The sequence below is a fragment of the Pseudomonas sp. OST1909 genome (assembly GCF_015277575.1).
GTDB classification, from domain to species: domain Bacteria; phylum Pseudomonadota; class Gammaproteobacteria; order Pseudomonadales; family Pseudomonadaceae; genus Aquipseudomonas; species Aquipseudomonas synxantha_A.
The window spans coordinates 3,189,000-3,213,173 of record NZ_CP063780.1 but is presented as its reverse complement, the minus strand read 5'-3'; the positions used below and the strand labels follow the sequence as shown (position 1 = coordinate 3,213,173).

Here is a 24,174-nt window from a genome sequence, read left to right as displayed (position 1 = left end):
ATACTCGGTTCTACCCATGCAGCTGCGCCCCACTATTGCTGCAATGTGGAGCGGCTGCACTTCTCCCTAGTTGATTTCGGTTACGAAATTTTCGCGAGACCGCCGTACTTTTTTCAGGTTTACCAGCCAGTCAGACTCTGCTGCCCGATACCCCAAAGGCAGGAGCACCACACTGCGCAGATGCCTGGCTCCCAGTCCCAGAATCTCATCGACAGCCGATGGGTCGAAACCTTCCATGGGCGTCGCATCGACTTGCTCGGATGCCGCGGCGATTAAAGCCGAGCCGAGGCCGATATAGGCTTGGCGCGCAGCCGCTTGATAGTTGGCCTCCTGCCCACGCTCGGCGACTATACCGAGGAGCATTTGACGGTAGTCTTCCCACCCCTGGTTGACGGTAGCTCGTACCGTATTGGTCAGGTCGAACATCATGTTGACACGCTCAGGCGTGATGTCATCCCAGGCGGCGAACACCAGTAAATGAGAGCAGTCGGTCACCTGGGACTGATTCCAGCTGACCGCCTTAATCTTTTCGCGAATTTGCGGATTGGTCACCACCAGCAATTCAAATGGCTGGAGCCCGCTCGACGTCGCCGTCAGGCGTACCGCCTCCAGGATTCGCTCCAGCTTTTCAGCAGGTATTGTCTTGGACGAATCGTAACTTTTCGTCGCATAACGCCAATTCAGCAACTCGGTTATTTTGCTCATTCTTCACATTCCACGTAGGTCAACGGTGTTTATCCAGCCCAATCCGATTACCTTCCGGATTACGCTGCGGCTTATACTGCGGATTAAAGTCAACTTGAAGGTCAAGCAAAAAATGAAGATAGGCGAGATTGCGCGACGTACCGGCCTTGCTGCTTCAGCAATACGCTACTACGAGGAGCAAGGCCTGCTGGACGCCCCCACGCGCGACATGAACAACTATCGCTATTACAGCGAATCCACCATTAAGCGCCTGGAAGTCGTGATCCACGCGCAAAGGCTGGGGTTTTCCCTCGACACCATTCGTGGCCTTTTCCTTCATGACGGGAGCTGCTCCAAATCCCTCACTCTGGAACAGATCAATGTACGTCTGGAGGAGATACAGCAAATCGAAGCCACGCTAAAAGTGCAGCGTGAGGAGTTGTTGATGCTGCAACAAACCCTCGAAGAAAGCCTTCGTACTGGCATCGCACCGGGATTGGATTGCCCGCGCAGCGCTGAGCGATCAAGGCCTGATCGAGCCGTAGTCATGCGAAGCAAGCACATGATGGCTTCCGGCAAGTGACGAGAACGCGATACCGCGGGATATAGATTGCTGTAAAACGACAGGCATGAAAAAACCCCACAGCATCTGCGACCCTGTGAGGTTTTATCGCCAGCTGTACCGATGCCGCATCAAACCACGCTGATCATCTCTGCGCTCAGTTGTGCCGCATTGAACCCCACCAGGGTGACACTGCTGTCCCCCGCCAGAATCACGCTGTCACTGCCGTTCTGGGTGGTGGACCCGATTACAGCATCGGCGCTCGCAAACAACGACTTGGAGAACACCAGCAGATCATGCCCGTTCTGATGGATGTTGAAGTCGCTGATCACGTCATGGCCGAACCCGCGCTGATCAAACACAAACAAGTCGCTGCCCACGCCACCACTGAGCAGGTCATTGCCCTGCCCGCCGATCAACACGTCATTACCACTGGCGCCATACAGCGAGTCGTTACCCGTGCCGCCCAGCAGCGTGTCGTTGCCGTCACCGCCGTGCAGCAGGTCATTTCCGGCGCCACCGTCGAGCCGATCGTTGCCGTTCTGGCCGAATATCAGGTCGCGAGCTGCAGTGCCTTTCAGGGTGTCGGCCAGTTGGCTACCTTCGATGGATCTGGCGTAAGCCTTGTCGGCGCCGAACAGGCCATCGAAATCCAGCTTGCCGTTGGTGACCGTATAAGACGGTGTCAGCGCCTGCCCGATACCGCTGAAGATGCCGCCGATAACGGGTAACTGGCCGAGCGTGTTGGCAAGGCCGGTTTCGAACTCGACATGCTCTACGCCATGCAGTTCTTTAAGGCCGTATTGGCCGCTGCTATCGTTTAAAAACAACGTACCGTCGCTCAGTTTCACGGCTTCGTAGGAGGACGCCGTACCTTTGAGGAAGACTTTGTCATCGCCTGCACCGCCAGCAACGATATCGGTACCGGTACTGACCCGGAAACTGTCGTCACCACTGAACCCGTCGAGGAAGTCATCGCTGCGACCATCCTGCAGCTTGTCTGCACTGTCGGTGCCCAGCAGGAAGGCCGGTGTGCCGTAATGGTTGGAGGTGGCGGTCTGTTTGTCGCTGACCCAGGTGAAGCTGCGGCTGATCGCGTCGAGGTTACTGATCACGATGGTGCTATCGCGCTCGATGTAATCGTAGAACGTCGACTGGGCGATGCGCTGGATGGGGTTGATGAAAATACCTTCGAGGTGCGCAGCCCATCCTGACAAGTTGGCAATGGAAAACGGACCATTGGGCCAGGTTGGCAGGGCGTAGATCGTATCGAACAGCACGATATTGTCGGTCGTCGAGGTGTAACTGGCGTCACTCCCCTGAAGAGCGTCGATGATGGCGCTTCCCACGTTGGTTTCCTGCCCGGTGAGGCGGTGCACCACATCGTTTTCAAAACCGAAGTTGTAGATTCCGTCGCTGTTGCTGGACTTGGGCGACTCCATGCCAAAGTAGTCCGAATCCTTGAAGAAACCGTCTGCCAGCGTGTCCTTGCCGATATACATGCTGTTAGTGACTGAGCCGCCCTGGCTGTAGCCGGTCACCAGCACATCCTTACCGCTCAGGTTGTGGTCTATCGCGTAATCCTTGATTGAATTGAGCAGGTACTCATAGCCGTTGATATACGAGTTGTCGATCATGGCCGGCCAGCCCAGCAGATCCGTCAGGGAGTTGGTGCCGGCAATGGAAAACCCCATTTTCAGCAATTGACCACTGTCATCGTATTGACCAAACACCCTGGCCTGGGAGCCGAACACGCCATCGCCGGTGAAGCTTCCGGTGATATCGGTGTGGCTGCTATCAACGCTCAGTTCATTGGCGCCGATTTCACGCCAGCCCTTGGGCAATGCAAAGGTGTTGCCCTCCCCCAGTACCGCCCCTGGAAGGTTGTAGAGCGCGCCTACGGTCGCGACACCGCTGGTGTAAGTGGCGAGGTTCCAGGCATCTGAAATCAGCACACGGGCATCTTGCCCCTTGTAATCGAATATAGCCATGTCAGTACTCCTTGAGCCCAGCGATCAACACCGAAGTCGACGGCAATAACTGATACGTCGGGCTAAACAATATGCATTGAAGTTGTTGTTGTGCATTCTGTTCAGGCTGCTTCTTTTCTTAATATCGACTTTGACCATTAAGGAAGCTTGTCAACATTAGCGTAGGAGTGCAGTGAGGAAGTGACCGACTATCGGATTAAAGGAGCATATTGTTAGGGATACATACGACATAAATGCCATGAGCAATATTTACTAAGCACGATAGAAAAATCTGTTTTTTTCGTGACCCACTGGTCAAAAAAGTAGGGCGTCGTGCTCTGCTCTGAAAAAGCAAAAATTTGATTGAGAACCAGACAGAAAATTGAAAAATGGAGGCGGAGAAAATGCCTGACTTATTAGCTCAGAACAACCAAAGAAACCGTCACTTTTTACCCGATTTGCGACCTCACCTTTTTACCAGGCTCAATTTACAGCTTCAGTCACGAGGCTTACAGCTTGAAACTGAAAACCCACGAGACAGTACTTCAAATCCAGAACCTCCATGATCTTTAAACCTAAAATTGATGCCCTCAAGCTGATCTGCGGAAACATTTTCCAGTTCTATCTCGCTCAAGTAAAAAGCACCGTTCACTTCGGAAACTTTAAACCGACTCACCCCCATAAATCTTAAGCCAACTTCGTATTCAAAACGCTCAAACTCATAAAGCATGACAAGCCCAATCTCATACGTCGAGACATCCTCTCCCGAGTGTTCTTGCCGAACGTTAAAGCTTAATACGAGATTCAAATTGTACAAATTAAATCCTGGAATAATCGAAAGTTTTTCAACCCCATCTATATTGCTTTCTATCCCTTGCACATCCCCTCCCAACACGAAAAATGGGAAAGTTTTATTTTTTGGATACTCACTCGCCATATCTAAAAGGACTCGTAAATCAAATAAATCTGTCACCTTTGTGATTCAAATCTGCCCATTTTTTCTTTAACTGGTCCACCATCAAGCTTAAAACGCCCGCTTATCTGGGCTGCACTTCGCAACGGGCCGCCTGCAAGGTTGCTTGCGTTGCGTGGTACTGAAGGAGGATTTATTCCTTTTACACCATCTTATCCGTTACGCAATGTCCACCACCGACAACTGACCTCCGGCTCAAATATCACTATGGCCTCCGAAATTGATTCGCAAAATTCAAATACAACATGAACTCCAGCCCCAGAACTATCCCGCACTAACTCAATAGACTTGACATTTTCCGACGAAATAACTGCCAGCTCTTGCATAGAAAGCCTAAGCACGACCTGAAACGATTTCATCACAGCACTAAAAGAAACATCAACCTCGAGTTCACTATTTTTTGACTTCTTTGTATAGCGACATAGAGCCAAGGTTGGATCAACCTCGATAGGCTCGATACCAAACTCCTCCAAAAAGTCACTTGTGCTTGGAAATTTCATTACGAGCTCCTCAGTGAAGCGGTATGACTGTGCTGAGTTTACGAGTTCCGTCATCAAGAATCTGGAATGTGCTCTGAAAATTAGCAGCCTTGCCCGATGGTCCCATAAACAAGGACTCTCTGACCTCAAATTTTCCGTACTGATTGGAGAACGTGCTCATCACATTGCCGTCAGTTTTGGCAGAAAGGGTCAAGTGATCAGTAAGCATCTGACGACCAGCGGCATTGTCTGGAACACCAAGTCTCTTCATTTCGAGCGCAAGCTGATTTGAACGAGCGGCATTATGGGAGTTACTAGCGACACGGCCAAACAAGTAATCAAATTTACCAGGCGCAATTTCTAACCCTTTTGCACCAGCCCCCTTTACCGGGTGGGCATACGGCATGCCAGCCTCAGCATCCGTCGAGACAGTCGAGGTGTATGGCGCCTTTCCTTTGTCCGTCCTTTTTGCACCCTCACCTTTACGAGCAGGCATCGCCCCAAACAATATACTGGAAAGCAGCTCTCCCCCGCCAATCAGATATTTGTCGCTGTCATACGTCGGATTCAGTTCGGTCCCTTCAACGATTTCGGCGACCTTCTGTCCGACGAAAGCATTGGCCTTGTCTATGTTTTCCGAGATCGCTTGCCCCGCCTCGGTCCCCTCAACAGCCTTCATCGCGATAAATTGGGCAACACCTTTCGGGCCTTGAGCCGCGGCCAACACATAGGCTATCGCTTCCAAACTCTCAGGATGCTCGTTTTTATAAGCCTGTATTGCCCCGAGTTGACGAATCACACCCTGAAGCTCGTCAATCCCTGTCGGATTGACTTCCGACGTTTCCAGTACCAGTGCCTGAGGGTCGGGTTTATAGGTGCTCGACTCAACCATCTTCTGCGCGTCGGCAAGCACCTTAGGTTCGATCCCGTTTAACGACGCCACACTTCTCAGGACGCTGTCGATAAATTCGGGTTCCCCCATTTTTGCCATTGCCGATCTGGGGCTCATGCCAGAGAGAATTAGGGCTTCAAGTGTACTTTCGGCCAAGTCTTTGCCGGCCATGGCTTCTGCACGAGCATCCATCGGACGGCCCTGCATGGCTTCCACTCGATTGACTACTGCATGCAATGCCCCGGCGGCCTTGTTGAAGTTGTCCAGCGCCGTTTTATCGTAGTTGAGTAACCCGTCAGACCATTGTTTCAGCGTTTCTCCAGGTTTAAGTACAGCATCAATGGACGAACTACTCGCATACAGATCCGTTCGCTTTTCATCATCCTTGGTGATCTCATAGGCCTTGCTCACATCCCGGTTCAACCCGGCCGTAGAGTCAGCGTCTGTCTCAGCATCCTTGCGTACGACGATTTCACCTGCCCCCACCGTGGCTCGGACAATCTGCTCACGCTCTTTCTCGTAGTTCCAACCCTCAACGCTCCAACCGGTTTGACCTTCCTTGCCTTTGCCCGCCTGGCTGCTGTCTTGTACGGTGTTGCCTTTGCTTTCACTGCTCCCGGCTTTATAGGTGCCACCTACGTTCAGGTAGTACCCATGCTCTTTGTCTTGCCCGGCGATATCGCTGAAGCCGAGGGTGCCGGTGTCCAGTTTCAGGTTGCCGTTGTCAGCGGCGATGACGGCTCCGTCGATTTGGGTGTGGTTCTCTGTCCTGATATCAACTGCGTTTTTGCCGGTAACGCGGGTTTGCTCTTCGACCCAGTCGGTTTTGCCTGTGGTCTTGCCAAAGCCGACCGAACCGCTGACACCCGCACCCGGGCCGATGGTGGCCGTAACGCTGATATCGAACTCTTTGCCCTTGACCTTGCCCGTATCAGCGACCGACGAAACCTTGAGGTCGCCGCCCACACGCCCCACCACTTCATCGCCTCTGAGGTTCGCTCCGCCGATGGTGGTGTCTTTGCCACTGGCGAACCCCAGGCGGTCGCCGGCATAGAGGTATGCCTCTTGTTGGCGTTGGCCTTCTCGCTCCAGGTTGCCCTTGCCCATGCTGACACTGACGTAGACGCCAATGCCTTCGGAACCAAACGTCAGGCCTGCTTCGCCGCCGCCGCTGTGACGGTTGTTTTCGCTGTTGCTGTCGTTATGCGCCGAACGAATGTTCAAATCGTTGCCGGCATTCAGCTCGATATCCCGCTGGGCTTTGGCCTGCGTTCCAATCAAGTTCAGGTCATTGCTGGCCTTGAGGTTGATATCGCGACCGGCTTCCAGCTGTGAAGCCGTAGACGAGCCTTGAGAGCTCTCGCCCGTAGCCGTGCCGAAGCTGCCGCCGGCGCCCAGCTTGATCCCGCCGCTGGTGCCGCCATGAATACCGCCCCAACTCTGGGTGTGGGTGGTTTCTTCACTGATGCTGCCCTTGGCTACGTCCAGCGTGACGTCACGCCCTTTGATATTGATGTCACGCCCGGCGTCCAGGTGGCTTCCCTTCACCAGCACATCGTTGCCAGCGTTAAGGTGCAGATCGTTACCAGCGCTCAGGGTTGAAGATCGGTTGGTCTGCTCGATAACCTGCTGGCTGTTGGTTTGCTTGCTGTTGCCGAACTTCCCGTCCAGCGTCGGCCCACTGACAAACTGACTGACCGAATCAACTGCTTTGAGTGTGCTTGAGCCTTTGCTGACATTGTCCTCGCCTTTCCCTGCTCCGCTGACAGCGTCCTTGGTATTGGCATAGTTATGGTTGATTGAAACACCCAGGCCGTTGCTCTCTTTCTCGCGTATCTGCTCGGTGAGCACACTTTCACGCGCAGCATCGATATTGATATTTCTGCCCGCCGTCAGCTCAATATCACTGGCAGCACCCACATCAGAGCCGCGCTGGTTGATATCACGCTTGGCGTTGATCGCCACATCTTGTCCGGCGCTGATCCGGCTGCTGGAAGCGGTCTCGTGTTCGACACGATTCTTCTCCCCACTGCCTTCGGTGCCGGCGAAAATGCTGATGCCATTACCGTTACTGGAGAGGCTTGAACCCGTCTGCTTTTTCTTCTCCCAGCTACGTTCGCTGCTGGTGTCTTGCGCGGCGACCACATTGACGTCGCGGCCTGCATCCAGATTGACATTGCGCCCTGCGGTGATTCCGCTGCCAACCAGGTTGATGTCGCGCTCAGCCTGCAAAGTTGCATCGCGCTCGGCGCTTACATGGCTGCCCACGCTGGTGCTGCTCTGGGCTTCACGACCGGCCTTCTTAGCGGACGAAATGGCGACCGATGTCGGCCTTTCCGTATAACCAAACTTCTTCTTGTGCTCTTCACTGCGGCTATAGGCCGTGTCGTTCGCAGAAATCAGGTTGATGTCACCCGTGCTATTGACCAGCCCGGAGCGCAGTTCGGTGTCGTTATCGGCACTTATCTCACTGGCCCGCACCCGCACGTCATTACCCGCAGCCACCACCACGTCATTGCCCGCCTCCAACTCACTGCCCACTTGGCTGGCAGTAGTTTTCAACTGGCTCTTGCCGCTTTTGGACAGCCCCAGGAACCCGGACTTGGTTTTCTTGCTGTAGGAGCCATGCTCCTCGACACCCGACAGCACCGCGATGTCACCGGTGGCCCCCAGCAGCATGTCGCCGCCTGCTTTCAACTGGCTGCCGATCACGGTGACGTCACGCCCGCCGTCGATGCTCATGCCGCCATCGGCTTGCTTGCTGGCGTTGACGGTCAGGTCTTTGCCGGCTTCTACGACGGAGGCTACGTTGGTGCTGTCGTAGCTTTCCTGCTGCCGACTTTTGCTGCGACCGAACGAGCCTTTGCTCTTTTTCGAGTAGAACGAAGCGTCTTCATCCAGTGCCGACAGAATGCTCACATCGCGTTGTGCATCAAGTGCCACGTTGCCGCCACCGGAAATCCGGCTGGCGGTGAGTTCCAGGTCTTTACCGGCATTGAGCGACACGTCGCCGCCGGCCGTCAGCACGCTGGAAACCTGGCTGATGTGATCCTTGGACTGAGTGACCTTCTTGGACTTGCTCGATGAATGCTGTTCGTCGGCGGCCGACGAAATGCTCAGGTTCTCAGTTGTCGTAATGCTCAAGTCACGCTTGGCATCGATGCGGCTGGCAATGGCGCTGAAGTCACGCCCTGCCGACACCTTGAGGTCACGACCCGTCTCCACACTGGCACCGTTTTGCGTCACGGTTTCGGTACGCAGGCGGTTGCCCAGATCCAAACCATTGCGTTGCTCAACGGCATCGATGTGCACATCACGGCCAGCGACCAATGTGGTGTCACGCCCGCTTTGCAGTACGCCACCGGTATTGGCTATGTCACGACCTGCATTCATCGTCAGGTCATTGGCAGCCTCGATGCGTGACGCACTGTCGAGATAGTCGCGGCGTTCAGCAGTACCGTTACCGGTACGGGTCACGGCACGTTCGTTGATCACATCACCCTTGATCGCGGTGAGCGTTACGTCGCGTCCGGCGATGATGCCGCCGGACTTGTTGACGATGTTGTTACCCGCCAGCAGGTCCAGGCGGTTACCGGCTTCGATCAAGCCGCTGTTGATCAGGTCGTTGCCCGCTTTGGCTGACAGGTTGTTGGTGGCGCGCAGGGTACCGGCGTTCTCCAGGTTTTCACCGGCGATCAGGTTCAGGTCGTTACCGGCGATCAAGGCACCGTTGGGCGCCAGGCGATTGTCGGCCTGGGCCATATACAGCACGGGCACCAGCACCTTCTCACCGTTCACTTCGTGCTGTTCGAGCCAGACGATGTCATGGGTCAGGGCCGCAACCTGTTGTGAGGTCAAGGTCACGCCCACTGCCAGGTTCAGTTGCTGTTTGCTCTGGATCGCATTGTCCATCAGGTACTTGAACAGTTTCTCGTCGGTGTTCTGACCGTCGATAAAACGTTGCCCTGTGCGCGCTTGCACGGCTTGCTGGATCAACCGTTGCTCATAGAGGCCGTCGCCCAGGCGTTTGGCGCTTTCGTCCGGGTTGTAACCCAAGCCTGCGAGCAGGTAGTCGGAACTCATGAACTGCTTGAGGTCCGTGAGTACCGGGTTGGTTTCGATCAGGTATTTATGCGGTTGGGACACCGGCGCGGTGGGCATAAAGCCTTGCACGCGGTTGATGGTCTGGCTCGCTACTATAGTGGTTTGCGCCGCTGCATTGACCGGTTGGGCAGTCACCTCTGCGATCTGGGTTGGGCTGCTGCCCGGACCTTGTGCAACGGGTGCGCTCACTACCGGCTGGACGCCTGGCATAACCGGCGTCACGCCAGGAATGTCCAACGTCGGTCGAGACGGCTCGCCCGGCGTGACGACCTGAATATGTGTATCCCTTTCAGTCAGCGCCAAGCCAGGCTGATCGCTTGGACCTGTGACGTTCGCCACTGGCGGAGTTGGGCCTGTAGACGGATTCTGGGCGTTAATGTCCTCACCCCGGGCGATTTCACCTGTGGTGATCTGGCTGGGAGTCCAACCGCTGCCGTTGTCGACATCACCGGCCCCGGCAACGTTAAGTGTTCTGCTGGTGGCGGTGATGCCACTGACCTGACGTGCGGTGGGATCCAACTGACGGGTAGACGCGTCCTGGTGGGCGACATTCTTGAAGTCGAAGGTGCGTGTTTCAAGCGCTGGCTGTGCGTCCTGGCGCTGAGCGAGGCCTAGAGTGGCACCGCCCATGGTCCAACTCTGCGGGCCACTGGCGGCTTGGGTGGCTTGAGTGTCATCAACCGCCTGGCTACTGAGGCGGAACAGACCGTGGGTGCCGGTGGGCAAGGTGAAGCCGCGTAATGTCAGCGGGTTGACTTGTCGCTGGGCCAGGTCCGGTGGCAATTGCGGAGCGAGCTGCACCACCACGGTTGCTGGACCGCTGGCGACACCCGTGTCCTCATTGCGCGGCGCGCGCCCGGCCAACGCTGTGTTGGACGTCTCAATGCTGTTGATCAAGGTCTTGCTGGCGGTGATGTTCACGGCACCTGCAGCCTGAATGATCGCTGGGGCCAGTGAAGCGCCAGCGGTCGACACCAGGGTGTCGTCAATCAGCCTGAACGCTGACAACGCACCGACCGGCAAGCTTTTAGGTCCTGGCTGGGCGTTGTAGGGGTCCATGACACCACGTTTGAAGCGCCAATAAGTACCGTTAGTCGCTTCCAGCCGCCAGGTACGGGTACGCGTTCCGGAGCTGGACGCAGCGCCTTTGTTGGTCAGCGTATCCGCAGCGATGTTCATGTCGGCGCCAGAAGCGATAACACTGTATTCATTGAGCAGCGTATTAGCGGCGATATCCATGCGCCCGCCCGACTGGATAGTCGAAGTAGCCGATGTCTTGAGTAACTCAGTTTGATAGTTTTCCGTGCCGACAAAGTCGACAACAAAGTGATCGCCTCGGCAGTCCCAACAAATATTGGTGAGTGACCCGCCGCTACCGGCGGTGTCTTTTGTGGTGAACTCATCCCGGCGGTTAGTCAGGCTGGCAACCTTAAGAGACATGTCACGACTGGATTCAATGCTGCCTGACAGGTTTTCGAAACTGGCTGCTTTGCTCACGCCATCTCGACCGGTCACGTCCAGTCGCCCAAGGCTGTAGATGTCGCCGTACTGGTTGGTGATTGTGTTGCTGTGCAAAGCCATGTCGCTGCCGCTGAACAACAAGCCATGATCGTTCAACAAGGCTGCACTGGTTACCGTCACATTTTGTGCGCCACCCAATGTCCCGTAGTTGTTCAGCGTACCTGTCGAGAGTTCAAGGCTGGTCGCAGAGGTCAACCGTCCATAGTTGTTCAATTGACCATCAATGTTGACCAGGGTATCGCCACCGCCGGTAATCTTGGCGCTCTTACTGAGGTCCAACTGAGCCGCATGCAGGTTGAGACCGCTCTGGCTGGTGATTCGCCCGTTACCGCTATAAACGCCCGTGAGGTCGAGCTTTAAACTGCCATCACTGGCAATCAAGCCATTATTGACCCAACTACCGCCCTTGCCTTCCAGGTGCGTCGAAGCCAGCAGTTGTCCGGTCTCAGTCTGGGTGAAGTTATTGACGTTGACGTTCAAACGCCCGGCCTGAATGACGCTGGTGTTGGTCCAGGTGTCCGCGTTCAAGGTCAGGCCGCCACGAGTGACTATGGTGCCCCCGGCACCGGTCACGTTGGGCAACGAGATGTCGAACGTGCCCTCACCCACATGCAGCAATTGGCCGCCGTTGTTCTGGAAGCTGGCAGCCGCCAGGGTCAGGTCCTGGTTGGCGGTTTCCACGGCGCCGTTACGGTTGTCGAACACGCCGCCGATCTGGAACTCCGTCTTGCCCGTACGACCCAGCGCGCGTAACTTGCCGCCCTGGTTATCGATGGCGTTGGCGGCCACGGTCAGGCTGTTGGTGCTTTCGATCAGGCCGTTGTGGTTGGTCAGTTGGCCATTGAGGCCTAGCGCTATCTGGTCACCGGCTATCTGGCCGGTGCTGTTATCAAGGCTACCGCCATTGATGCGCATGAGGGCTTTGGCGTACAAAGCGCCCTGCTGGTTATTGAGGGTTGCGGTGGTCAGCAGCGCACTCCCCGTCTGCGCGCCAACGTGACCACCCTGATTATCGAGCTGGCCAGCCGTCAGCAGAAGGCTCTGGCCCTGAATCAAGCCGCCCTTGGGGTTGCCGCTCAGGTCAGGACCGTTGCGAAGCACACCGACCACACCGGCCTCGATGGCGCCCTTGAGACTCGCGAGCACACCGCTGCGGTTGTCTAGGTTGCCGGCCTTGAGGTGCACGTCACCGGTCTGGCTGATGATATTGCCGCCCTGGTTGTCGAGGTCGCTATTGACCTCGACACGCAAACCGTTTTGCCCCTGCAATTTGCCCTGCGCGTTGGTCAGGCCAAAGGCTTTGATTTGCAGGTCGCCTTCTTGACTGTAAATCAGGCCGTCGGCGTTGTTTTGCACAATAGCGCTGGCATCAATGGCTAGCCGACCTTTGGACGCAACGGTGCCGCCTTCGCTGTTGTTCAGACCACCCATGGCCAATGACAGCGCTCCCTGGCTAGCGAGTTGCCCACCACGGTTATCCACTTCAATAGCTTGCTTGAGCAGCAGCGAGCTGGTACCCGCAATCTTGCCGTTGACGTTGCCAAGGTGACCTTGCAGGTTCAGCACCAGATGGTCGTTACCCATCAGCGACCCACCGGTATTGAGCAAGTCGCCACCCAGGAAGTTCAGGTTGCGCAGGGCCGTGATAGTGCCGGCACTGTTGTCGAGGTTGGCCGCGCTCAGATCCAGCGTCGAACCGCTGTCGATCAACCCACTTTGGGTGTTGTTCAACGCGCCAATCACGCTCAAGGTCTGCTGCGCGCCGCTGGAGATAACACCTTTGTTGCTGTTATCCAGGCCGGCGGTGCTGACACTCAACCGCCCTTGGCTAGCCAACGCACCCTCGCCACTGTTGAGCAAGCTGCCACTGAGGCGCACATCAAGATCGCCGTTGCGACTCGACAGTGTGCCTTTGTCACGGTTGTCCAGGCGCGTGCCGGTCACCTTCAGACCCTGCCAGCCTGATATCAAGCCGCCTCGATTGACGGTGTCATCTGCCTGCACAGTGAGTATCTGCTGGCTGATGAGCGTACCCGCACTGTTATCCAGGTTACGGGCCACCAGGCTCAGGACACTTTGGCTGGAGACTTCACCGCCTTGGTTTTGCAGGTCGCGCAAGCGCTTCAAGGTCAGCGGGCCTTTAGCGAAGACAAGGCCTTTACGGTTATCCAGATCACCGTCGGACAGGTCAGCAGTCAAGCGCTGCTCACCAATCAGCCGGCCGTCACGCAGTGCCAGGGAGGTCAGCGTAAGGTCCATATCACCCTTGGCGGACACCTCACCGCCATCGCTGGCATCCAGGGCCAGTGCATTCAACTGCAGGCGGCCCTGGCTGTTGATCAGGCCTTTGGCGCTGTTGTCCAAGGCCGAAGCATTGATCGTCAGGGCGCTGGTGCCAAGCAGACTACCGCCCTGGTTATTGAGGTTGCCCGCATTGACTGTCAGTGCTTGTGCGGCGTTGATCAACCCTTGTTGCCCGTTGCTCAGTAGCCCGGTGCTGGTCAACTCAAGCCCGCCGCGACTGGTCAGCGTACCGCCGCGGTTATCGACGGCGGCCGCTTGAGCACTCAGGCTCGAACCTGCAACCAAACCCTTGACGTTGGTGAGTACCTGGTCGATACGCAGGGTCAGGCCCTGGTTGCTGAGCAGGCGACCACTGCTGTTATCCAGGTTGCGCGCCACGATATTGAAGGCCTGGCCGCTGGATATTTCACCGGCCTGGTTGTTCACACCATTGAGGTGGCTGAGCACCAGCGGTCCGGTCGCGTTGATGAGTCCCTGCTGGTTGTTGAGCTGGCCATTGTTCAGGTCCAGGGTCAGGCCCGCGTTGCTGAACAGCTTGCCACCTTGTTGATCAAGCCCACTGACGCTGGCCGTCAGGGCCTGGGCGCTGCCGATGTTGCCAGCGCTGTTGTTCACTAGCCCCGCCTTCAGCTCCAGGGTGTCGCCACTGGTGAGACGGCCCCCAGTGTTATCCAGCGCGCCGGTGGTTACACTGACCGCCCCTTTGCCACTGAGCACGCCCTTCTGGTTCTCCAGGCTAGCGCTGCGCAGTTGCAGCGTGCTGTCAGTCACGAGCTCACCGCCCTCGTTGTCCAGAGCCCCCTGCGAACCCAGCACCAACGCGTCGGCGCTGGAAATCCGCCCCTGGCGGTTGACTACGCTCGCCGCATCGACGCTCAGGCGCCCTTCACTGTTGAGCACACCCTGGCCGTTATTCAACTCACCTTTGAGCTCAAGTTGCAGAAGCTGTTGAGCGAGCAGTTTGCCGGTACTGTTGTCCAGGTCCTGAGCACTGAGCATCAGACGCTGCGTGTTGAGCTGGCCCTGGTTGCGATTAAGCAGCTTGGCAAGTGTGAGATTCAACGATTGCCCGGCCAGCACACGACCGGCATCGCTGTTATCCAGGGTTTGCCCGGTGACGGTCAAGTCGGCGTTGGTCGACAGTTCGCCGCCACGATTGTCGATACTATCGACCCGCAGTTTCAGGGTTTTATCGGCGCCAACCAGGCCTTTGCGGTTGTCCAGGGACGCACCACGCACATCCACTGCCGTAGTGCTGATGAGTTGACCGCCACGGTTATCGATCTGATCGATATCAACCGTCACCAATGCCTTGCCCGATACATCACCGTCACGGTTGTCGAGCCGAGCGGAAGACAGCCGCATGGCGCCGTCGGCAATCAGCGTTCCGCGCTGGTTATCAAGCGCTTGGGTGGCCGAGACGTCCATGACGCCACGACTGTTGAGCAGACCATCAGTGTTGTCCAAGCGGGCACTGTTGGCGTTGAGCGCGGCTGCGCTGATCGCACCTTTGACGTTGCCCAAAACGTTTTGCACCTGCAGTGTCAGAGCCTGGTTGCTGATCAGCTTGCCGCCGCCGTTATCCAGGTTACGAGCCGCCAGGACGAAGGCGTGCTGGCTGGAAATTTCGCCACGCTGGTTGTTCACATCGGCCAGGTTTTTCAACATCAGCAGCGGGCTATTGATAAGCCCGCCCACGTTGCTCAGTTGGCCGTGGTTCAGGTCAAGATCGAGCTGGGTATTACTGAATAGCTCACCGCCCTGTTGATTCAGGCCGGTGATCGCGGCGGTCAGGTTTTTGCTGCTGGCGATACGTCCGCTGTTGTCCACCTGGGTTGCTGAAAGACCCAGGCGATCGGCGCTGGTGATACGACCATTGTTGTTCAGCGTGCCGGTGGTCAGGGTCAGCGCACCCCGGCTGTTGAGCAGGCCTTTGGGGCCGTTGTCCAGGCTCGCGCTGGTGAGCGTCAGGGCGGCATCGGTCTCCATGATGCCGCCCTGGTTGGTGATAGCACCGCTGGCAGCAAGTGTGAGCGCACCCGCCGAAGAGAGTGCACCGGCGTTGTTGTTGAGGGTCGCGCTGGTCAGTTGCAACGTGCCCTCGCTGCTGACCTGGCCCTGCTGGTTATCCAGTCGCCCGTCCAATTCACTCCCCGGAATGGCAGCCAGGGAAATATTGAGTGACTGCTGGCCGGCAAAGCGGCCTTGGCCGTTGTCCAGGCGCGCGCCGTTAAAGCGGTTGTCTCGGGCAAATACCAGCCCTTGGGCCTGGTTGATCACGTGGGCCACGGCCAACTCCAGCGCCGTACCAGCCATCAGTTTGCCTGCGCTGTTATCCAGGCGCTGTCCCTTGAAGTCGACACTGCTCTGGCTGGAGATCTCGCCCGCGCGGTTATCAACGGTGCCGACCGTCAGTTTCAGCGCTTTTGTGGCCCCTACCAGACCGCCATCGCGATTGTCCAGGGAGGTCCCGCTCAGGCTCAGCTCGTTCTGGGCAACCAGCTCACCGCCCTGTTGGGCCAGTACGCCGATGGTTGCCTGCAGATCACTCTGACTGGCGATGCGGCCAGCCGCGTTTTGCACATTGTCGGCAGTCAGTCGCAGGGGCCCGACTGCACTCACCAGGCCCTTCTGGTTGCGCAACTGTTGCCCGGCGAAGCCCAAGGCCGCCTTGCTGCTGAGTGAGCCTTGCTGATTGTCCACTTCAGCCACATTGAGTTGAAGGTCCTTCTTGGAAAGGATCAAACCGCTGCGGTTGTCGACATTCGCACTGTGCAACGTCAACAGGTCCTGCCCGGTTAGCCGCCCTTCGCGGTTATCCAGACGACCGGCACGCAGTTCCATCGCGCCCTTGGCCAACACCTGCCCTTTTGCCTGGTTGTCCAGTAGCCCGTCAATCGTTGCGCTGAGCCGGCCGTCACTGGCCAGTTTCCCGGCCTGGCGGTTATCCAGGCTTGCCGCGTGTACGTCCAACGCGCTACCGGCGCCGAGTGTGCCAGCCTGATTATTCAAAGCACCCTTGACCTTCACGTCCAGGCTGACATCACCGAGCACTTGCCCTGCGGTATTGCTCAAGCTTGCCGCATTCAACTGCGTGTGGCCTGTGCTGACGATTTCGCCCTGGTCGTTAAGCAGATCTTCTTTGACCGCCAGACGCGTGCCGAGGGAGCTGCTGACCTTACCTTCGCGGTTATCCAGGCGCACGGCGTCGAGCCCAACGCCGGCGGCCGAAATCAGCCCTTTGACGTTGAGCAGGGCCTGTTCGATTTTGAGGGTCAAGCCTTGGTCGCTGAGTAAATTGCCGGCGCTGTTATCCAGGCTGTCGGCACTCACGGTAAAGGCCTTCGTGCTGGATATTTCGCCGTTACGGTTGTCGACGCCTTTCAGGTTTTTGAGCAACAACTGCCCCGGCGCGTTGATAAAGCCATCGGCGTTGTTCAAGTGCCCATGGTTCATGTCCAGGGTCAGTTCGCTGTTGCTGTAAAGTTCGCCAGCACCGCGCTGGTCCAGGCTGGTGATATTGGCGTTGAGCGCCTGGTCACTGGCGATGCGGCCCTCGAAACGGTTGTCTACATCGGTCGCTGTCAGGTTGAGGCGATCAGCGCTGGTGACACGGCCCTGGTGCTGGTTGAGCAATACGCCGGTAGTCAGTTGCAATGCACCATCAGCAACAATACGCCCTGCGCTGTTGTCGACACTGCCAGCTTTCACCGTCGTTGTATCCGCGCTGAGCACATCACCGTTCTGGTTACTGATCGCATTGGCTGCGGTCAACAAGAGTGCCCCGCCGCTGCTGATGCGCCCGCCGTTGTTGCCCACGCTGCCAGCGCGCAGTTGCAAGGCGGCGTCGCTGCGCATTACGCCTTGGCTGTTGTCAGCCTCACCGGCCAGGGTCACGTCCAGATTGCGTTTGGCGTAGAGGTTGCCTTGGGCGCTGTTGTCCAGGCTGGTTGCTTTGATATTGACTTCCTGTTGCGCAGAAATCAGGCCCTTGAGCTGGTTGTTCAGCCTGTCGAGCGTCAACTGGAGCGTGCTATTGGCCAGTACGCGACCGGCATTGCTGTTGTCCAGTTCGCGGCCGGTCATCGTCAGTTCGGTAACGCTGGAAACTTCGCCCCCTCGGTTGTCCAGTTTGCCGATGGACAGGTTCATGGCCTTGCCCGAGTTGAGCAACCCGGCCTGACGGTTATCCAGCTGGTCACCCTTGACCTGCAACTGCCCGACCGAGGTGATGCTGCCGCCGCGGTTATCCACACTCCCCACCACCAGGTGCGCGTCACCCTTGCTGGTCAGGCGGCCCTTGGACTGGTTGTCCAGGCTGGCGGCATTGACCATCAGCATCTGACCGGCGGCTAGCGTACCTTTGTCATTGTTGACCGCACCGTGGCTGGTCAAGGTCAAGCGGTTATCGCCCTGGATGCGCCCCTGACTGTTGTTCAGCGAAGCCACTTCGACTGTCGAGTGCTGACCCAGCAATTCACCGTTGCGGTTGTCCAGCACACCGTCTACGCCGAGGTTCAGGTCGGAAACGGCACTCAGCTTGCCGCCCAGGTTGCCCAGGCTGGCGCTGTTTACCTGCAAGGCAGCGGCGGAAATCAAGCCACGGGTGTTGTCCAGCGCTTGGGCAATACGCAAGGTCAGGGCTTGCTGGCTGAGTATCTTGCCGTCCGTCGTATTCAAGGCCGTCGCCGCCAACTCAAAGGCGCGCGCACTGGAAATTTCACCGCCCTGGTTATCAACGCTGCCCAGTTGCTTGAGCAGCAATTGCCCTGGGGCATTGATCAGACCAGAACTATTGTTGAGATGGCCACCTTGCAGGTCCAGGCTTACATCGGCCTGGCTGGAGACCTGCCCCTTGCGGCTGTTGTCCAGTGCGGTAACCGCCATACCCAACTGGGTCGCGCTGCTAAGGCGCCCGCCCTGGTTGCTCAGCTTGCCGGCCGTAATCTTAAGGTCGCTGGCACTGGAGAGTGTAGCGTCATCATTGGTTAAACCGGAGGCATTGATGGTCAAACGACCATCGCTGCGCAGTGTGCCTTGGGCGTTGTTCAACTGGCCGCCGAGGGCCACACCCAATTGACCTTTGGCATACAGACTACCGCCTGCACTGTTATCCAACCCTTGCCCCGTGAGCTGTACCTGCTGAGCGGCAATCCGCCCCTTGAGCGAGTTGTTCAGGTCGGTGGCATTCAACTGCAGGTCAGTGCCGGCACTCAAAAGCCCCGCTTGGTTGAGCAGGCTGCCCGCAATACCTGCCGTCAGCGCACCGTCGCTGGTCAAGTTACCTTTGCGGTTATCCAGACTCGCGCTGTTGAGCGTCACGCTGTGCCCAGCGGCCAACGTGCCTGCCTGGTTGCTGACCGCGCCGCCCGCCTGGAGCAGCAACGTCGAATCACCCTGTACCAGGCCCTGGTCGTTATTGAGCGTCCCAACGCCAAGCACAAGATTTTTGCCCAGAACCTTTGCACTGCGGTTATCGAGTTCGCCATCGACTTGCAGGTTGAGGCCGTCCACCGCAGCGAGTCGACCGGACTGGTTAATCAGCGTTAAAGCCCTTACATCCAGGGCCTTTGCGGTCAACGCACCTTTGGTGTTGTCCAGGGCGCGGGCAATGCGCACACTCAAGGCTTGCTCACTGAGCAACTTGCCGGCGCTGTTATTGAGTTGATCCGCGATCAGATCGAAGGCTTGGGCGCTGGAGATTTCGCCGCCCTGGTTATCGACGCTGTTAAGTTGGCTCAGCAACAACTGGCCTGGGGAATTGATCAAGCCACCCTGGTTGTTCAGGTGACCCCGATTGAGGTTCAGGCTCAAATCGCGTTGGCTGAAGAGTTGGCCGCCATTGCTGTTGTCCAGGCTTCCCACGTTTAACTCTGCGCCCGCGTCGGCACTGAAACTCCCGCTTTGATTGGCGAGCAAACCACCTACCCTGGCGTTAAGCCGATCACGGCTGTGAACTCGACCGCGTTGGTCGTTGATCAAACTGGCAACGTCAATATCCAGCCCGCTGGCTGCAATCTGACCGGCACCATTGTTCAGCGTCTGGGCGATACGCAAGCCCAAGGCCTGGTCACTGAGCAGCTTGCCTGCGCGGTTGTCCAGGCTGTTTGCCGCGACGCTAAAACCATGGACACTGGAAATCTCGCCACTGCGGTTGTCGACGCTATTGAGATTTTTCAACGTCAGTTGGCCACTGGCATTGATCAAGCCTGCATCGCGGTTGTCGAGGTGGCCGTTGCCCAGGTCCAGGGTTAGGTCGCTATTGCTGGAAATGCGCCCTTGCTCATGCTGGTCGAGGCTGGTGACACGGGCATTGAGAGCCTTGGCGCTGGAGATTGATCCACCTTGGCTGTTATTGAGCGAGCCGGCCGTCAGTTCAAGGGCGCCACCACTGGCGAGGACGCCCTGTTGGTGGTTGTTGAAGTTCCCGGCATTGACCTGTAAGGCGGTACTCGATTCGATTCGGCCATGCTGTTGATTCTCCAACGTACCGGCAACATTCAGCCCCAGGTCGCCCTGACTGGTCAGGACGCCTGACTGGCTGTTGTCCAGTTGCCCGGCGTTAATCTGCAGATGCTGCCCGGCAACCAGGCGACCACCTTGATTATTGGCCATGCTACTTGCGGTCAAGCGTAGCGCCTGGCCGGCAGATATCAGGCCAGCGACGTTGTCCAGACTCTCCACCTGCAAGGTGACTTCAGCCAGGCTTGAGAGCTCACCCTTACGATTGACCAACTGCCCGACGCGCCCGCTCAGGCCTCGGTCGCCGACCACCAAGCCTGCGTTGGAATTGAGCAGCCGTGCGGTATTCAGCTCAATACTTGCGGCACTCAGCACACGACCTTGCTGCTGGTTATCCAGTGTTGCGGCACTGACCTTGAGCTGGTTTTGTGCACTCAGGGTGCCGCCCTGATTATTCAGAGCTCCAGCGACATTGACTGAAAGGTCGCGGCTGGCAACGAGTGTCTTGCCATTGTTGTTCAACTGCCCGGCTGAGACCTGAACATCACCCTGTACATTGCGTGTCTGGTCAACATTGACACCCGCTTCGATGATGCCGTTGTTGGTCAACGCACCACCGCTTTGTAGCTGCACGCGATCACGAGCAACCAGGCTTTTTTGGTTGGTCAGATCGCCCTGAGTTTTCATGTTCAGGGAACCGCCTGCGGCGACCAGCCCCTGAGTTTCGACGCTCTGGGCCTTCACGTTGACAGCACCGCCCGCGGTTGTCTGGCCCATGACCACATGGCCACCGGCATCGATCTGAATATCGCCGCCAGCGACCATGTCCCCCGACAACTTCACGCCGACACCGGCCTCAGTCCCCATCAGCTTGACCGCGCCCACATACATGCCGCCCAACGCCGACGAGTCAATCGCCAGTTCGGGCGCCTGGCTGCCATCCGCTGCCCGCGCCGTGGCATTCAGGGTGCGAGCGTCGACGTCGTTACGACCGGCGACGATGGTGAGTTTTTTCGCCTGAATCTGCGCATTGATGGTGGTGGCACGGGTGATGATTTCGAACTGGTCGACGTTGCTGGCATTCAGGCCAGCGCCTTCGATAGCCACACTGCCCTGATCAACCTGGTAACGATTGATCTGGCCGTTTTCGATCACGGCCTTGCCGGTAGTGAGTGTCGCTTGCGGGGTGTTGATAAAGCCGCAACCGTTACAGCTGATGCCATAGGGGTTGGCGACGATCACATGCGCCGATTGCCCGGCCACTTCGGTATAGCCACGCAATTGGCTGGGGCTGCCGCCGTTGACTTCGTTGAGGATGATATTGGCAGCGGCGCCGTTAAGATTGGGGTTGCCGACGATGATGCCACCCAGTTGCGTGGACTGGGTGCGGTCGGTGGCGTTGTTGAGGATGACCCCATTGGTGCCGACGTTGTAGTCGTGAAACTGGTTGTGTGAGAGCCCGTTCGCATTTGGCGTAGCGATGTTAACGATGGGCACGCCATTGCCCGCTTGCCCGAGCGTAGTGCCCGGTGCACTCACTACGATGCCGTCCGCTTGAGCCAGCAACGGATGCCAGAACATGGCGTTGGCCAGGATCAACGCCAACCCACGTTTAGGCAGCCCCAGGAAATGGGAACGGCTTTTTACGGCAGCAGAAGGCTGGCGCGCGAGGAAGGCGAACTGGCGAACATCCATGTCATGTCTCGATGCCCGAAGGCGGTCAAAAATTTAAAGGGAAAAATCCAGACGGAAATAGATCGGTGCTTCACGGTCTGTGATCGCGTCCGGCCGTTCCAAAGAGTGTGCAAAGGTCACACTGGCCGCGACGTTCTTGCCGCGCGCAAACAACTCCACTGAGTTGCTGCTCATGCGCCCGTGCTGCTCGCCGTTGTAGCGGTTACGGCTGATCACGCCCTGGTCGTAGCCGAGGCTGGTGCCGTATTCGCTGAACACCGACTGCATCCAGGCCCATGTCACCGGGCGGCTCCAGCGCAGGTCATTGCGCCAGTAACCGCCGCTGTCGCCGGCAAGCATTTGATCTTTGTAGCCACGAATCGACGACTGACCGCCCAGGCTCATGCGCTGTGGGCTGAACAGCACGTCTTCACTGCGCTGGCCGGTCATCAAACTGCTGAAGCTGAGGGACTCGCCCCACAGTTTGAATGGATACAGGTAGCTCACTGTGGCGGTGTATTTGCGGTAGCGCGCATCGGGCTGGCCGGGTTTCGGGTCGTGGTTGGCCTGGGCATCGAACGCGCCGATGCCGTTTTGCATGCCAAGGTCAATGTTGAGGAATGAACCGCCGATACGTCGACCATGGTTGATACCCAATTGCGCTTCACTGAGGCGGTTGCTGCTCAAGGCGAGCTTGCTGTCTTCGATGAAATTGTTGGTACGCAGATAGGCGATGCCCGTGTTCAGGGAAGTCTTGCTCAAGGCATCACGATGGATAACCCGCTCCAGGCGCAACTGGTGATTCTGGCTGTCGCCGGTCTGCTTGAACTTGAAGTTGTTGGCCTGGGCCTGGGAGCGGTACTCGCTTTCGATGTAGCTGTACGAGAGGTTCCACCAGCCAAATGGTACGTTGTAGCTGAGCATCGAATTGCGTGAGGTACGTTGATGATCGCTGACGGCATCGTGGCCGCCACGCAACGCAAGCTGGTCGGCCAGGCCGAGCGGGTTATCCCAGTCCAGACTGGCGCCCCACTGCTGCTCACCGGTGCTGCGCTGGCCGCCGTTATGCCGTGACAGCCCGACACGCCAAGGCTTTTGCGGAGTATTTTTCACCAGCACATCGCTGCCACCCACGGCCTTGCCCGGCGCCAGTTCCATCTGCGCCTGGTTCGACGGCAGGCGGTTCAACTGATCAACCATCTGCTCGATCTCACGCAGGTTGAGCAGCTCGCCCTGCTTGCCGGGAAAACTCATGCCCAATTGGCGGTCGGTGATGCCACTGCCTTCGGCGCCCTTCAGGCTTTCCAGCCTGCCTTCGACGACCTGAATCTTGAGATTGCCGCTGGAAAGGTCCTGCTGCAGCAGGTAAGCACGACTGGTGACCAGGCCTTTGGCCAAATAGCGGTCGGTGATGACCTTGAGCACTTCGTTGAGCTGCGGTACGCCCAGGCATTGGCCGATGTAAGGCTTGATAAGGCCCGCGCGCTCCTCTTCGGACAGCGCATCGGCACCGCCCAGTTCGATGGTTTTGATCGGGAAGCAGCGGGTGTCGACAGGGGCGACCGGTGCGGCGGACGCCGCGGGCTTTCCGGGCAGATCCTTGAGCTCTTCGATCCGCCGTTGCTGATCCTCGAGCAGGCGGTCCTGGCGATCACGGATCAGGTCGGTGATGCCTGGGGCGTTCTGCGGCGTGGCGGCTTGCACCCCTCCGATAATGCCCAGGCAAAAAAAAGCGGACAGCAGATTACATCTGGTCCGACGCAGTAAACGCCACATTCTCTAGATCCCTCTATGTGGCGTTAAGCCACCAATGGAGGGCGATCATAGGATGTCATTTTGATGGCGTCAAATAAGCGAGTAATTTTTCTCAATCTCTAACACGCGACGAAGCGTGCTGAAAGGTAAGACTTTTTCGTCTGCGGGTTCCTCATCAGTCACGGGCATTCAAGGCGTTCTTGCACGACATCCCATTGATCTCAGGAAGAAAAAACTTCAGCGCCTTGTCTCGCTGGCTCCAGGTATCGAGGAACTCGCTGCCTTGCCAATTGCGCCTGCACGCCTGCGACAGCCTCAAGCACTCTCTGCGCCCACTGTTCATCCTGCGGGTCAACCACGACCACACGAAAGCCATGCTCATGACCTTCAATGCGCACGCCCTCGGAATCATCCACGTGTAAATCGATATCGAAGGCCGACGGAAGCTTCGACGGCGTGTTCAACAGCCCACGTGCGTTGAGGGCCTGGTTATGCACGACGCTGTTCACCACCCCATCGACGCGTATGCCGTACAGCATCAGCCAACGCCTGATATACGAAGGCGCCCGGCCTGAGGAGGTGTAAACCCAGATGCTGCAGCCCTGGCGCCGTAGCTCCCGGGTCAGGGAGCGGGTGCCGACACGCAGCGGCTCGCCCCACCAGCGACGGACGCAGGCCGGCAACCAGCTGCTTTCCACGGGCGAGTGATCAAGTTGGCAGGCCAGGGTGTCGTCGATATCAAACGAGATCCGTACGCGTGGCCGTGTGAGCATTCGCGTGGACAGGGCTTGAAC

The 24,174-nt window shown here is 57.6% G+C and carries 8 protein-coding genes; 1 reads left to right on the top strand and 7 read right to left on the bottom strand.

Translation table 11 applies throughout. The features are described 5' to 3' along the window. Positions 1-66: 66 nt before the first annotated feature. A complete protein-coding gene (locus tag IH404_RS13865; protein ID WP_078821309.1) occupies positions 67-705 on the bottom strand; it encodes an NAD(P)H-dependent oxidoreductase in 639 nt (212 codons plus the stop codon). A gap of 94 nt (positions 706-799) precedes the next feature. Between IH404_RS13865 and IH404_RS13860 the strand changes: the two genes are divergently transcribed. Further along, on the top strand, positions 800-1,267 hold the full coding sequence (locus IH404_RS13860) for a MerR family transcriptional regulator (RefSeq protein WP_242462602.1): 468 nt from the start codon (positions 800-802) through the stop codon (positions 1,265-1,267). A 110-nt stretch (positions 1,268-1,377) separates the two neighbouring features. Here the strand turns inward: IH404_RS13860 and IH404_RS13855 are convergent, their stop codons facing one another. From IH404_RS13855 to IH404_RS13830, 6 genes are all read right to left on the bottom strand, one after another. Beyond that, entirely contained in the window at positions 1,378-3,237 is a 1,860-nt protein-coding gene (locus IH404_RS13855; protein ID WP_194438017.1) for a calcium-binding protein, read from the bottom strand. A 475-nt stretch (positions 3,238-3,712) separates the two neighbouring features. Next, positions 3,713-4,189, bottom strand: coding sequence for a hypothetical protein (locus tag IH404_RS13850; RefSeq protein ID WP_242462601.1), 477 nt, complete (start codon positions 4,187-4,189; stop codon positions 3,713-3,715). Positions 4,190-4,341: 152 nt separating this feature from the next. Next, entirely contained in the window at positions 4,342-4,689 is a 348-nt protein-coding gene (locus tag IH404_RS13845; RefSeq protein WP_194438016.1) for a hypothetical protein, read from the bottom strand. 10 nt (positions 4,690-4,699) lie between these two features. Beyond that, positions 4,700-21,646 carry a hemagglutinin repeat-containing protein gene (locus IH404_RS13840; RefSeq protein WP_242462600.1) on the bottom strand — a complete coding sequence of 5,649 codons (16,947 nt, stop codon included), beginning with the start codon at positions 21,644-21,646 and terminating at the stop codon, positions 4,700-4,702. Between the two features lie 33 nt (positions 21,647-21,679). Next, the gene (locus IH404_RS13835; protein ID WP_194438014.1) at positions 21,680-23,401 is read right to left on the bottom strand and encodes a ShlB/FhaC/HecB family hemolysin secretion/activation protein; all 1,722 of its coding nucleotides are present in this window, start codon (positions 23,399-23,401) and stop codon (positions 21,680-21,682) included. 200 nt (positions 23,402-23,601) lie between these two features. Next, complete coding sequence (locus tag IH404_RS13830; protein WP_194440671.1) at positions 23,602-24,153, bottom strand: hypothetical protein; 552 nt, start codon at positions 24,151-24,153, stop codon at positions 23,602-23,604. Positions 24,154-24,174 lie beyond the last annotated feature (21 nt).